The 12,945-nt window shown below is 70.0% G+C and carries 11 protein-coding genes; 8 read left to right on the plus strand and 3 right to left on the minus strand.

The features are described from left to right. Positions 1 to 485: 485 nt before the first annotated feature. On the plus strand, positions 486 to 953 hold the full coding sequence (locus ACGFIV_RS02690) for a hypothetical protein (RefSeq protein ID WP_358551917.1): 468 nt from the start codon (positions 486 to 488) through the stop codon (positions 951 to 953). Positions 954 to 1,073: 120 nt separating this feature from the next. Here ACGFIV_RS02690 and miaB read toward each other — a convergent pair whose 3' ends face one another. After that, positions 1,074 to 2,576, minus strand: a complete 1,503-nt coding sequence (miaB, locus tag ACGFIV_RS02695; protein ID WP_392831338.1) for a tRNA (N6-isopentenyl adenosine(37)-C2)-methylthiotransferase MiaB — start codon at positions 2,574 to 2,576, stop codon at positions 1,074 to 1,076. A gap of 199 nt (positions 2,577 to 2,775) precedes the next feature. Here miaB and ACGFIV_RS02700 point away from each other — a divergent pair, with 199 nt between their 5' ends. From ACGFIV_RS02700 to ACGFIV_RS02725, 6 genes are all read left to right on the plus strand, one after another. After that, entirely contained in the window at positions 2,776 to 3,531 is a 756-nt protein-coding gene (locus tag ACGFIV_RS02700; protein WP_358551921.1) for an amino acid ABC transporter ATP-binding protein, read from the plus strand. A gap of 147 nt (positions 3,532 to 3,678) precedes the next feature. Beyond that, a complete protein-coding gene (locus ACGFIV_RS02705) occupies positions 3,679 to 4,536 on the plus strand; it encodes a glutamate ABC transporter substrate-binding protein (RefSeq protein WP_358551923.1) in 858 nt (285 codons plus the stop codon). A gap of 62 nt (positions 4,537 to 4,598) precedes the next feature. Beyond that, positions 4,599 to 5,282: an amino acid ABC transporter permease gene (locus ACGFIV_RS02710; protein WP_358551925.1), complete on the plus strand. Its 684-nt coding sequence runs from the start codon at positions 4,599 to 4,601 to the stop codon at positions 5,280 to 5,282. A gap of 70 nt (positions 5,283 to 5,352) precedes the next feature. Beyond that, entirely contained in the window at positions 5,353 to 6,231 is an 879-nt protein-coding gene (locus ACGFIV_RS02715; protein WP_358551927.1) for an amino acid ABC transporter permease, read from the plus strand. 78 nt (positions 6,232 to 6,309) lie between these two features. Further along, entirely contained in the window at positions 6,310 to 7,137 is an 828-nt protein-coding gene (locus ACGFIV_RS02720) for a transporter substrate-binding domain-containing protein (protein WP_358551929.1), read from the plus strand. Between the two features lie 38 nt (positions 7,138 to 7,175). After that, positions 7,176 to 9,083, plus strand: coding sequence for a prolyl oligopeptidase family serine peptidase (locus ACGFIV_RS02725; RefSeq protein WP_358551931.1), 1,908 nt, complete (start codon positions 7,176 to 7,178; stop codon positions 9,081 to 9,083). A gap of 17 nt (positions 9,084 to 9,100) precedes the next feature. Here the strand turns inward: ACGFIV_RS02725 and rny are convergent, their stop codons facing one another. Continuing rightward, complete coding sequence (gene rny, locus ACGFIV_RS02730) at positions 9,101 to 10,720, minus strand: ribonuclease Y (protein WP_392831345.1); 1,620 nt, start codon at positions 10,718 to 10,720, stop codon at positions 9,101 to 9,103. A gap of 468 nt (positions 10,721 to 11,188) precedes the next feature. On the opposite strand from rny, the gene ACGFIV_RS02735 reads away from it, so the two are divergent. After that, entirely contained in the window at positions 11,189 to 12,154 is a 966-nt protein-coding gene (locus ACGFIV_RS02735; protein WP_358551935.1) for an LLM class F420-dependent oxidoreductase, read from the plus strand. Between the two features lie 188 nt (positions 12,155 to 12,342). Here the strand turns inward: ACGFIV_RS02735 and recX are convergent. Next, the coding region (gene recX, locus ACGFIV_RS02740; RefSeq protein WP_392831349.1) for a recombination regulator RecX at positions 12,343 to 12,945 on the minus strand (603 nt) is incomplete at its 5' end.

Consider the following 12,945-nt stretch of genomic DNA (forward strand, 5'->3'; position numbering starts at 1 on the left):
GTAGCGGCCCGGCGACGGACGGTCGTGCCGATCCATGTTAGGTGACTCCTGCGGCCTATCGGGGGGAAAGCGCTCCGGCTTCCGCGGGCGGTGGTCACACTAGCCCCATAGAACGAATTACCGCACCTCAATCACGGAAGAATCACGACTTGTCATCACTTGGACCGATCTCAATTCGAACGGTGGCGGCCGTCGGGGGCGTGACGGCGGTCTTCGCCATCGTGGGGCTGGGGATCACCCTTGGTACCGCTCCAACGGCACCCGGATCGCCGACGCAAAAGAGGGATCCGGCCTCGCCGATCTCGCGCCCCACCGTCCCGTCGGCCGCTCGCCCGGAGCCCCTGCCCGGACCCGGAGCGCGCCCCGTATTCGAACACGAAAAAAATGCGGGCCATCCGGCCGTCGCCGCCTCCGCGGGGCACATCGAGCCGCCCGGACGCCCGCGGCTCGACCCGCCCTGGCGCCCGCGGCCCGAACTCCCTCAGATGAAGCGGCCCGAGCGCCTGTGGACGGCGTTCGTCCCCCCTCTCCAGGGCGGCGCCTCCCCAGACGAGCGGGCGCGGGTCCCGGGCGGCTCGTACGCGGCGAGCGCGCCGGGCGAGGGGAGCACCGCCACGACGCGGGCAGGGCGCCGGCACGGCGGGCGGGCAGGGGACGCGTCCTCGGGCGCGACCAGGAAGAACGGGCCGATCACTCCTGCGGCCCGCGACCGCCGGGAAGGCCCCCGGGGCAGGGTGCGAACCCTCCCGGATCAGCCGAAACCGCCGGCGCCCATCCCCAAGCCCCCGCCGCGTCCGTCGCCACCGGACCCGCCCCGGTCGCCGCCGTCACCGGAGCCGCGCCGGCCCGAGGCCGATCGGCCTCCCCCGGTGCCGAACCCCTGCGCGACCTTCACGGACTTCCGCCGCGCCTACTGCGACCGGCTGCTCAGCGGCCACACCGGTACGAAGTGAACCGGCCGCGTCCCAGCGGCCGTACCCGGACGGAAGTGAACCGGCCGGCCACCGCGGCCGTACACCCGGGTGGACGAGGCCGGACCGGCATGGCGCGCCGGGGAGCGGAGCGGATGTGGATCAGGAACGGCGCATGGCGGGCATGCCGAGCGAAACCGCGCCCGGAGTGCCGGAACCGGAGCCCGCGCCCGTGCCGCAGGCGGCGCTCTCCCTGGCCTCCCACGCGTCACCCGCGCGGGTGCGGCGCAGCGCCAGGGCGGGACCGTCGGCGACGAGATGGTGCGGAGCGGCGTAGGTGACCTCGACGGTCACCATGTCACCCGGTCTCGGCAAGTCACCACCAGGGAGGTCATCGCGCAGTGCCGGAACGAAATGGACCAGGCGGTTGTCGGGGGCGCGGCCGGACATGCGCTGGGTCGCCCCGTCCTTGCGCCCTTCACCCTCGGCGACCAGGACCTCCAGCCTGCGGCCCACCTGCGCCTTGTTCTCGGCCCACGAGATGTCGTTCTGCAGGGCCACCAGGCGCTCGTAACGCTCCTGGACGACCTCCTTGGGCACCTGGTCGTCCATGGTCGCGGCCGGGGTGCCCGGACGGATGGAGTACTGGAAGGTGAAGGCGTTGGCGAAGCGGGACTGCCGGACGACGTCGAGCGTGCCCTGGAAGTCCTCCTCGGTCTCGCCGGGGAAGCCGACGATGATGTCGGTGGATATGGCGGCGTCGGGCATGGCGGCGCGCACCCGCTCGATGATGCCGAGGTAGCGCTCGGCCCGGTAGGAGCGGCGCATGGCCTTCAGCACGCGGTCGGAGCCCGACTGCAGGGGCATGTGGAGCTGGTGCATGACGTTGGGCGTCTCGGCCATGGCGGCGATGACGTCGTCGGTGAAGGCCGCCGGGTGCGGCGAGGTGAAGCGCACCCGCTCAAGCCCCGAGATGTCGCCGCAGGCGCGCAGCAGCTTGCCGAACGCCAGCCGGTCGCCGAACTCCACGCCGTAGGTGTTGACGTTCTGACCGAGGAGCGTGATCTCAAGGACGCCGAGGTCGACCAGGGAGCGGACCTCGCTCAGCACGTCGCCGGGGCGGCGGTCCTTCTCCTTGCCGCGCAGCGCGGGGACGATGCAGAACGTGCAGGTGTTGTTGCACCCGACCGAGACCGACACCCACGCCGCGTACGGCGACTCGCGCTTGGTCGGCAGGGTGCTCGGGAAGACCTCCAGCGACTCCTTGATCTCGACCTGGGCCTCCTGCGCGATGCGCGCGCGCTCAAGGAGGACGGGGAGCGAGCCGATGTTGTGCGTGCCGAAGACCACGTCGACCCAGGGGGCCTTGCGGACGATCTCGCCCTGGTCCTTCTGCGCGAGGCAGCCGCCCACGGCGATCTGCATGCCGGGGTTGGTCAACTTGGCCGGGCGCAGGTGGCCGAGGTTGCCGTACAACCTGTTGTCGGCGTTCTCACGGACGGCGCACGTGTTGAACACGACCACGTCGGCCGTGTCGCCGTCGTCCGCCCGGACATACCCGGCGTCCTCCAGCAGGCCCGAGAGCCGCTCGGAATCGTGGACGTTCATCTGGCACCCGTACGTGCGGACTTCGTAGGTGCGGGCGCGCTCCTCGGTGACAGTCATCTCAACTGACAAGGGTAGGCGCTCCGGGAGGTTCGTCGCACGCCCCCTCCGCCCTGACCCTGCGACGTTCCAGGCGGGACCACCTGTGCGTGACGACCACCCGGAGCGAGCCACACGATCGCGCTCCGTGACCAGGCCGTGATGCGATCGGTACCGCCTGGTTAGTGACCGGTGGCCTTGACCACTTACGTTGTGCAACATGACGGAGAACGGGGACGCGACTCCTCTCGTCAGAGTCGATAACGTCAACAAGAACTTCGGTGCCCTTCATGTGCTGAAGGACATCGATCTGACGGTCTCCCGGGGAGAGGTCGTCGTGGTGATCGGCCCTTCCGGGAGCGGTAAGTCGACCCTGTGCCGCGCCATCAACCGGCTGGAGACCATCGACTCCGGCACGATCACCTTCGACGGGAAACCGCTTCCCGCCGAGGGTAAGGCACTGGCCAAGTTGAGGTCGGACGTGGGGATGGTGTTCCAATCCTTCAACCTCTTCGCCCACAAGACGATCCTGGAGAACGTCACACTGGGTCCGGTGAAGGTACGGGGCATCCCTCGCGATCAGGCCGACAAACGGGGCATGGAGCTGCTCCAGCGCGTCGGCATCGACGGCCAGGCGGGGAAGTATCCCGCCCAGCTCTCCGGGGGCCAGCAGCAGCGCACGGCCATCGCCCGCGCCCTGGCGATGGACCCGAAGATGATCCTCTTCGACGAGCCGACCTCGGCGCTGGACCCCGAGATGGTCCAGGAGGTGCTCGACGTCATGATCGGTCTCGCGCGTGACGGCATGACGATGGTGGTCGTCACCCACGAGATGGGCTTCGCCCGCCGGGCGGCCAGCCGGGTCGTGTTCATGTCCGAAGGGCAGATCGTCGAGGAGAACACCCCCGACGATTTCTTCACCAACCCCCGGACCGACAGGGCCAAGGACTTCCTGTCCAAGATCTTGACGCATTGATCGGCACGCCCGTGTGCCGCGCCGCGACGTCCGTACGAGACCCGTGTTCGGCGATCCCGGACGTACGGGATCGCACCTTGAACCTCACGCACTGAAGCACTCCATGCCGGCAACCGCTCGACACGAAGAAAGCTGAGGTACACGCATATGCGTTCACGACAGATCGGGGCCATCCTCCTATCTGCCGCGGCTCTGGCCGCCAGCCTCTCCGCCTGCGGCGGCGGCGGACCCACGACGGCGCTCCAGAAGGCCAAGGACGACAAGAAGCTCACCATCGGCGTGAAGTACGACCAGCCCGGCCTCGGCCTGAAGAAGCCCGACGGCACGGTCGAGGGCTTCGACGTCGACGTGGCGAAGTACATCGCCAAGGAGCTCGGCGTTCCCGAGAGCGGCATCACCTGGAAGGAAGCGCGCTCGGCCAACCGCGAGACCTTCCTCCAGCAGGGGCAGGTCGACATGATCGTCGCGACCTACTCGATCACCGACGCGCGCAAGCCCAAGGTGACCTTCGGCGGGCCGCTGTACATCGCCCACCAGGACACGCTCGTCCGCGCCGACGACACCTCCATCACCTCCCTGGACAGCCTCAAGGGCAAGCGCATCTGCCAGGTGACCGGCTCCAACTCGTGGAAGAACATCGCCGAGGGCACCAACAAGGAGAACAAGAAGGTCGAGGTCCAGCTCGTGCCGGCCGGCGCCTACGAGGAGTGCGTCACCAAGCTCAAGGGCAACGCCATCGACGCGGTCACCACCGACGACACCATCCTCGCCGGGTTCGCCAAGCGTGAGGGCGGAGCGCTCAAGGTCACCGGCGCCCCCTTCACCGACGAGAGGTACGGCGTCGGCCTGAAGAAGGGCGACAAGGAGACCTGCGAGGCCGTCAACAAGGCCATCGTCAAGATGTACCAGGACGGGACGATGCAGAAGATCTTCGACACTCACTTCAGCGGCACTGGCCTGAAGTTCACGGCGGCGGGTGCGCCGCCCGCCGAGGGTTGCAGCTGATCCCCTTTCCCCAGCGCCGGTGAGGTCACCTCACCGGCGCTCCCCGTCTCCGGTGGAGCCCGATGGAATCGCTCTTTGACTTCAGTCCCCTGGTACAGGAATTCGGCACGATCCTCACAGGCTTCTGGTCGACGATCCGCCTGACCCTTATGAGCGGGCTGCTGGCGCTGATCCTCGGCACGATCCTGGTCGCCATGCGGGTGTCCCCCACTCCCGTCCTGCGCGCCGCCGGGACCGTTTACGTCAACACCCTGCGCAACACCCCGCTGACCCTGGTCCTGCTGCTGTGCGCGCTGGGGCTGAGCGACACCCTGCAGCTGACCCTTTCCACCGACTCGCCCACGAACTACTACTGGTGGGCGGTGCTCGGGCTGTCGGCGTACACGGCGTCGTTCGTGTGCGAGGCGCTGCGGTCCGGCATGAACACCGTGCCCGCCGGGCAGGCCGAGGCGGCCCGAGCCATCGGGCTCACCTTCCTGCAGACCCTGCGGCTGGTGGTGCTCCCCCAGGCGTTCCGCTCGGTCATCGCCCCGCTGGGCAGCATCCTGATCGCGCTCACCAAGAACACGACCATCGTCATCGTCGCCGGCTACATCGAGGCCTCGGCGGTGATGAAGCAGATGTTCGACGACTACGGCGGCACGCTCCCGATCTTCCTCGGGTTCGCGGCCGGATACATGGTCCTCACGCTGCCCACCGGCTTCTTCTTCGGCTGGCTGGCCAAGCGCCTGGCGGTGAGCCGATGAGCGGCCTCGCGCCGGACACGCCCGTACGGGAGACGCCCGCCCGGGAGCCCGTACGAGAGAAGGAGGACGCGTGAGCGCCAACGTCCTTTTCGACGTGCCGGGTCCCCGCGCACGTCTGCGCAACAACATCCTGACCCTGGTCTCCGCCGTCGTGATCCTCGGCGTCGCCTACCTGCTCATCAAGGCGCTGGCCGACAAGGGGCAGTTCGAGGGCAAGCTGTGGGAGCCGTTCCTGCGCGGGGACGTCTGGACCGGCCAGATCATCCCCGGCATGATCGCCACGTTGCAGGCCGCGGTCGTCTCGGCCGTGCTCGCCCTGGTCTTCGGCGTCGTGTTCGGGCTGGGCAGGCTCTCGGAGCACTCCTGGATCCGCGTGCCGTCCGGCGCGGTGGTGGAGTTCTTCCGCGCGATCCCGCTGCTTCTGCTGATCTTCTTCGCGCAGGCAGGTCCCGCGACGATCAGCGGCTACACCGTCAGCGTCCCGGCCTTCGCCGCCGTGGTCATCGGCCTGACGCTCTACAACGGCTCGGTGCTCGCCGAGGTCTTCCGCGCGGGCATCCTGTCGGTGCCGCGGGGGCAGTCGGAGGCCGGCTACTCCCTCGGGCTGCGCAAGGGCGGGGTCATGCGGCTCATCCTGCTGCCGCAGGCCACCACGGCCATGATGCCCGCGATCGTGAGCCAGATGGTCGTCCTCCTCAAGGACACGGCCCTCGGGTGGGTCATCGCCTACGAGGAGCTGCTGAACTACGGGCTCAAGCAGATCCCGTCCAACTTCGGCAACCTCATCCCGAGCGCGATCGTCATCTCGGTGGTCTACATCGCGATCAACCTGGTGCTCAGTCACATCGCCACCAGGCTCGAACGGCGGAGCAGGCGGAGCCGCCGCACGACCGCGACCGTGGTCGGCGCGCCGGCCGCCGCGGGCGTCGGCACCGGCGGCATCGACTAGCCGGGCTGGCCGGAGTGGCCGGGTAAAGGTTTGACCTGATCGCGGGCGGGGACTCCGCGTGGCGGCTCTAATACTCCGATGAGCAGGACGCCGCCCGCCGCATCCCCGCCCGCGCCGACGCGCGGGCTCCCGCTCGCGACGGCGCTGCTGGTGCTCACGTTCGCGACGGTCACGGGCTGCGGAGGCGGGCACGGCACCCTGGTCGTCGGGGTGCGCCCGGAGCGGCCGGGGCTCGCCGACCGCCTGCCGACCGGCGGGTACGCGGGGTTCGAGATCGACGTCGCCGGATACGTCGCCAGGCGGCTCGGCTATCGCGACGACCAGGTCAGCTACGTCGAGCTGGGGCCCACCGACGGCGGACGGGCCGACCTGACCATGGGCGTGCCGCTGGCGAAGGGCCAGACCGCCGGGGGGCCGCTTTCCGGGCCGTACCTGGTCTCGGGGCAGGACATCCTGACCAGCGCGAACGACCTGTCCGTCCGCCGGCTCAAGGACCTGACGCAGAAGAGGGTCTGCACCGGGTCCCCCGGCCCCCTGGTGAGCAGGTTCGGCGTGGCGTGGCAGCGCGCGTTCCTCATCACCTCGACCGTGAAGGACTGCGTGCGGATGCTCGCCGCCCGGCGGGTGAACGCGGTCACCGACGACGCGGTGGTGCTCGCCGGACTCGCCGGCGCGTCGCCGGGACGCTTCCGGCTCGTCGGCCACACGTTCTCCCGCGACAAGTACGGCATAGCCCTGCGCGCGGACAGCGGTGACCTTCACGCCCAGGTCGACGAGGCCCTGCGGACCATGTTCGGCGACGGCTCGTGGCGGCGCGCGGTGATCGAGCACCTCGGCCTGTTGGCGGCGAAATATGCGACTCCGCCCGCTTTGGAGAAGTACTCGGGAACACGATCAGCGCCGTAGCGGTCACACGCCGGGGTGTTTTCCGGCAGGATGCGGCTATGCCCCCCGAGCGCACGTCCGGGCACCCGGCCTTGCCGTTTGGTGCCTGGCCCTCGCCGATCTCCACCTCAGACGTCGTCCGTGCCGGGCTGCGGCCCGGGTACCCGGCCGTCCTGGGCGAGGAGGTCTGGTGGGAGGAGGATCGTCCCGCCGAAGGCGGACGGCGCACCATCGTCCACCGTGCCGCCGACGGCACGCGCCGCGAACTGCTCCCCGCCCCCTGGCACGCCCGCACCCGCGTCCACGAGTACGGCGGCCGGTCGTACGCCGTCGCGCCGGGGGTGGGGGTGGTGTTCGCGAACCACTCCGACCAGCGGCTCTACGTCGTGCCCACCGGCGGCGGTGACCCCGGCTCCGGGCCGAGGCCCATCACCCCCGAGCCCGAGCACGCCTGCGGCCTGCGGTACGCCGACCTCGTGATCCACGGCGACGAGGTGTGGTGCGTCCAGGAACACCACACCGGCGGCAAGGTGGTCCGGTCGATCGTGTCGATCCCGCTGCGCGGCGACGGCGAGCCCACGCCGCGGGTGAGCGGGAACGACTTCTACGCGTCCCCGGCGATCTCCCCCGACGGGGAGCATCTCGCCTACATCTGCTGGGACCACCCCCGGATGCCGTGGGTCGGCACCGAGCTCCGCGTCGCCAGGCTCGCCGGCGGCCGCTCCTGGCGCGTCAAGGGCGGCCCGTCCGAGTCGGTGCTCGCCCCGCGGTGGAAGGACGACCACACCCTCTATCTGATCTCCGACGAGTCCGGCTGGTGGAACCTCCACGAGGCCGCGATCGACGGCGCCTCCTCCCGGGCGCTCTTCCCCGCCGAGGAGGAGTTCGCCTGGGCGCTCACCGAGCTGGGCGGCGCGCCGTACGTCGTCCTCGGCGACGGCCGGCTCGCGGTGCTGCACGGCCGGGGGGACATGCGGCTCGCGATCCTCGACCCGGGCACCGGGGTCCTCACCGAGCCCGACCTGCCCTACGACGGCTGGATGCCCTGCCTCAGCGCCGACGGCTCCACCCTTTGCGGCGTCGCCTACGGCCCCGCGATCCCCCGGTCGGTGGTGCGGCTGGACACCGTCACCGGGCTGGCCGAGGGGCTGCGGCGCGACGTCGGCGAGCTGCCCGCCGTCGACTACCTGCCTGTCCCCCGGTCGGTGGAGATCCACGGCCGGTTCGGGCGGCGGGTGCACGCGTACGTCTACCCGCCCGCCAACCCGGCCGTACGGACCGGCGAGGCCGCCCCGCCGTACGTGGTCTTCGCGCACGGGGGTCCCACGGCGCACAGCATCACCGCGCTCGACCTGCAGAAGGCCTTCCTCACCAGCCGCGGCATCGGCGTCATCGACGTGAACTACGGCGGCTCCACCGGGTACGGCCGCGCCTACCGTGACCGCCTGAAGGGTCACTGGGGCGTCATCGACGTGGAGGACACGATCGCCGCGGCCGAATGGCTGCTCTCCGACGGTCACGCCGACCCCGCGCGCATCGCCATCCGCGGCGGCAGCGCCGGCGGCTGGACCGCCATGGCCTCCTGCTGCGCGTCCGGGCTGTTCTGCGGCGGGGTCTCCATCGCCGGGATCAGCGCGCTGGCGCCCCTCACCGCCTCGACGCACGACTTCGAGTCGCGCTATGTCGAGTGGCTGGTGGGCCCCGAAGACCCGCTCTTGTACGCCTCGCGGGAGCCGCTGGCGAAGGCCGGCCAGGTCGACTGCCCGATGCTGCTGATGCAGGGTCAGGACGACCCGGTCGTGCCGCCGTCGCAGTCGGAGGCGTTCGTGGCGGCCCTCACCGAGCGCGGCGTGCCCTGCACCTACCTCGCCTTCGAGGGGGAGGCGCACGGCTTCCGCAGGGCCGAGACCCGGAGCGCCGCCCTCGCCGCCGAGCTGGCCTTCTACCAGCAGCTCTTCCGCCCCTGAGCTCCGGTGCCCATCGCTCAGCGGGCGAACTCGGTGGCGCGGGACTCCCGCACCACGGTGATGCGGATCTGGCCGGGGTAGGTCAGCTCCTCCTCGACCTGCTTGGCCACGTCACGGGCGATCACCTGGGCCTGGATGTCGTCGATCGCCTCGGGCTTGACCATGACCCTGATCTCCCGGCCCGCCTGCATGGCGAAGACCTTTTCCACGCCGTCGTACGACTGCGCGATCTCCTCCAGCCGCTCCAGCCGTTTGACGTACGCCTCCAGAGACTCCCTGCGCGCGCCAGGACGGCTGCCGCTGATCGCGTCGGCGGCCTGGGTCAGCACCGCCTCGACCGTGCGGACCTCGACCTCGTTGTGGTGGGCCTCGATGGCGTGCACGACGTCCTCGTGCTCGCCGTACCGCCGGGCGATCTCGGCGCCGATCAGGGCGTGGCTGCCCTCGACCTCGTGGGTGAGCGCCTTGCCGATGTCGTGCAGGACCGTGCAGCGCTTGAGCAGCATGGCGTCCAGGCGCAGCTCGGAGGCCATGATGCCCGCGATGTGCGCCGACTCGATGAGGTGTTTGAGCACGTTCTGCCCGTACGACGTGCGGTAGCGGAGCTGGCCGAGCAGGGTGATCAGCTCGGGGTGCATGTCGGTGATGCCCAGCTCGACCAGGGCGTCCTCACCGGCCCGCACGCACAGGTCCTTGACCTCGTCCTTGCTGCGCTCGTAGGCCTCCTCGATGCGCTGCGGGTGGATGCGGCCGTCGAGGACGAGCTTCTCCAGGGTCAGCCTGGCCGTCTCGCGGCGCACCGGGTCGAAGCACGACAGCAGGACGGCCTCGGGGGTGTCGTCGATGATCAGGTTGACGCCCGTGGTCGACTCGAAGGCCCTGATGTTGCGGCCCTCCCGGCCGATGATGCGTCCCTTCATCTCGTCGCCGGGCAGGTGCAGGACGCTGACGACCGACTCTGCCGTCTGCTCGGTGGCCACCCGCTGCACGGCCAGAGTGACGATCTTGCAGGCGCGCTTCTCGCCCTCCTTGCGGGCCTCGCTCTCGATCTCCCGGATGATCAGCGCGGCCTCGCGCTTCGCCTGGTTCTCGATGGTCATCACGAGCTCGGACTTCGCCTGCTCGGCCGTCAGCCCGGCTACCCGTTCCAGGACCTCGCGGCGCTTCTCCTCGACCTGGTCGAGCTCCGCGCGCCGGTCGGCGAGCTCGCCCTCGGTCTCGGTGAGCTTCCTGCCCCGGTCGGCCTGCACCCGGGCCTCCTCGTCGAGCCGCTGCTCTCGCTCGGCCAGGCGGTTCTCCCTGCGTTCGAGATCGGACCGGAGTTCCTTCAGCTCGTTCTTGAGCGAGCGGGTCTCCTCCTCGACCTCCTGGCGCATCCGGAAGGCGGCATCGGCGGCGACCTCGGCCTTCCTGAGCATCTCGCCTGCGTCGGACTCCGCCTTGACCCGGATCTCCACGCCCTCGCGGCGGGCCGTCTCAAGCTCGGCGTTAACGTCGGCGACCTCCTCCGGCGTCGGCCCGCGCTTGGCGGCCTTGTCCCCGCCGGTACGGCGTATCAACACAGCAAGCGCGACAATCGCGACAATCGCCAGCAGGACAACGGCTATCGCCAGCATGATCACGACCGTCGAACCCATGCGCGCCCACCCCTCCTCGCGTCGCGAGCCTCAGCACGCGAGGTGTCACCCGCACAGCACGGACCGGTCCGACCGGGCGATTGTGGTCAGACAAATATGTCCAACGTCCAGGTGCCGGGGGCATCTGTCCGCTGCGAGAGATCAGTCTTGATCGTCCGTCGTTCACCGTTATGGCAATCCGCACTGCGCGGAGTAACTCCTCACTGTGGTCGAGATTAAGCGTCAGAGAGGTAACGAGCAAGCAAAGTCCGCCCGTCAAGCCACTTTTGCCTACTCACCCGAGCTAGTTCGCGGTTGCCGCGAGCGGCCTCGTGCCCGATTAATGCCGCTATGACACTTAAAGGGCTGAAAAATGGGCGTAAGGATGAGGATGATGACGGCACTGCCCGGTCGTCTGCCCCTCGGCCGGATTCAGAAGATTTTCCGGCGAGGCGGCACGATCCCCGGACAGGCGGGTATGTCGCCGCCATGGCACAGATCGGTTACACGCTCATGTGCGAGCAGACCCCGCCCAGGCAGCTCGTCGACGACGCGGTGAGCGCCGAACGCGCGGGGTTCGACTACGAGACCATCTCCGACCACTACTCTCCCTGGCTGGAGGAGATGGGCCACTCGCCGTACGCCTGGTCGGTGCTCGGCGCCGTCGCCCAGGCCACCGAGCGTGTCCCGCTGATGACCTACGTCACCTGCCCGATCATGCGCTACCACCCCGCCGTGGTGGCACAGAAGGCGGCGACCATGGGAGCGCTGTCCGGCGGGCGCTTCACGCTCGGGCTCGGCTCGGGAGAGAACCTCAACGAGCACGTGGTCGGGAGCGGCTGGCCCCCGGTGAACATCCGCCACGAGATGTTCGGCGAGGCCATCGAGATCATCCAGGCCCTGTTCGGCGGGGAGTACATCAGCTATCGCGGCGACCACTTCACCGTCGACTCGGCCAAGCTCTACGACCTGCCTGACGAGCCGGTGCCCGTCGGCGTCGCCGCCTCCGGACGGCAGTCGGTGGACCTCGCGGCGGAGTACGGCGACGCCCTGATCGCCACCGAGCCGGACGCGGAGCTCGTGGAGCGCTTCCGCGCGTCGGGAGGCGCCGGGAAGCCCGTCTACGGCCAGCTCGTGGTCTCCTACGACACCGACGCCGAGGCCGCCAAGGAGCGAGCCCACCGCCTGTGGAGGTGGTTCCCGGCCGGGTGGAAGGTGCTGGCCGAGCTGCCGGGGCCGGTGAACTTCGCGGCCTACGCGCGGTTCGTACGGCCCGACGACGTGGCCGAGCACGTGCCCTGCGGCTCCGACGTCGACGCGGTGGTGCGGGCGGTCAAGGAGTTCACCGACGCCGGGTTCACGCACGTGGCCCTGGTGCAGGCCGGCGCGGACCACCAGCGCCAGTTCCTCGGCTGGGCCGAAAAGGAACTCCTCCCCGCCCTCCGCACCCTCTGACCACCGACGACCGGCGGACGCACAAGGCCTGGCCCACCGAAAGAACCTGCTCAGATCAAGATCGATGTCCACTTCGAACCGATGGCGACTCGCAGGGGTGATCAGGTGCCAGAACCGGTGACCCGCCCGACGCGGAGCCACCTGCGGGGGTGGTCAGGTGCGGCGGGCGGTGGCTTGGCGGGGCTGGGTTACTCGAAGCCGTCGGGGAGGTCGTCGGTGGCGAGGCCCTCGCTTTCGAGGGCCTCGCGTACGACGCGGTAGGCGAGGCTGCCGGAATACCCCTTACGAGCGAGCATGCCCGCCAGCCGCCGGACCCGGGCCGCCGGTTCGAGGCCACGGGTGCCCGGGAGCTTGCGCTCGACGAGCCTCCGGGCGGTCTCCAGCTCCTGGTCGGGGTCGAGCTGGTCGACCGCGTCGCGCACGGTGTCCTCATCGACGCCGCGCTTGCGAAGCTCGGACGCGAGTGCCCGCCTGGCCAGGCCACGCCCGGCGTGACGAGAGCTCACCCATGCCTCGGCGAACGCCTCGTCGTCGATGAGCCCGACGTCGGAGAAGCGGGCGAGCACGGACTCCGCCACGTCGTCGGGGACGTTCCTCTTGCGGAGCGCCTCGGCGAGCTGTGCCCTCGTGCGCGGAGCCATGGTCAGCAGCCGCAGGCAGACGGCCCGTGCCACCGCCTCAGGATTCGCCGGAGGCACCTCAGCGGCCGAGGACCCCTCTACCGGCCCCTCAAACCCCTCGAACCCACCGCCCCGACGAGCCCCCGACCGACCCGAACCACCGGACCGACC

Source organism: Sphaerisporangium sp. NPDC049003 (genome assembly GCF_043197795.1).
Classification (GTDB): domain Bacteria; phylum Actinomycetota; class Actinomycetes; order Streptosporangiales; family Streptosporangiaceae; genus Sphaerisporangium.

Bases quoted from the DNA above. Each gene is read 5' to 3' on its own strand.
- ACGFIV_RS02690 (WP_358551917.1), top strand. From the start codon at position 486: ATGAAGCGGCCCGAGCGCCTGTGGACGGCGTTCGTCCCCCCTCTCCAG.
- miaB (WP_392831338.1), bottom strand. From the start codon at position 2,576: ATGACTGTCACCGAGGAGCGCGCCCGCACCTACGAAGTCCGCACGTAC.
- ACGFIV_RS02700 (WP_358551921.1), top strand. From the start codon at position 2,776: ATGACGGAGAACGGGGACGCGACTCCTCTCGTCAGAGTCGATAACGTC.
- ACGFIV_RS02705 (WP_358551923.1), top strand. From the start codon at position 3,679: ATGCGTTCACGACAGATCGGGGCCATCCTCCTATCTGCCGCGGCTCTG.
- ACGFIV_RS02710 (WP_358551925.1), top strand. From the start codon at position 4,599: ATGGAATCGCTCTTTGACTTCAGTCCCCTGGTACAGGAATTCGGCACG.
- ACGFIV_RS02720 (WP_358551929.1), top strand. From the start codon at position 6,310: ATGAGCAGGACGCCGCCCGCCGCATCCCCGCCCGCGCCGACGCGCGGG.
- ACGFIV_RS02725 (WP_358551931.1), top strand. From the start codon at position 7,176: ATGCCCCCCGAGCGCACGTCCGGGCACCCGGCCTTGCCGTTTGGTGCC.
- rny (WP_392831345.1), bottom strand. From the start codon at position 10,720: ATGGGTTCGACGGTCGTGATCATGCTGGCGATAGCCGTTGTCCTGCTG.
- ACGFIV_RS02735 (WP_358551935.1), top strand. From the start codon at position 11,189: ATGGCACAGATCGGTTACACGCTCATGTGCGAGCAGACCCCGCCCAGG.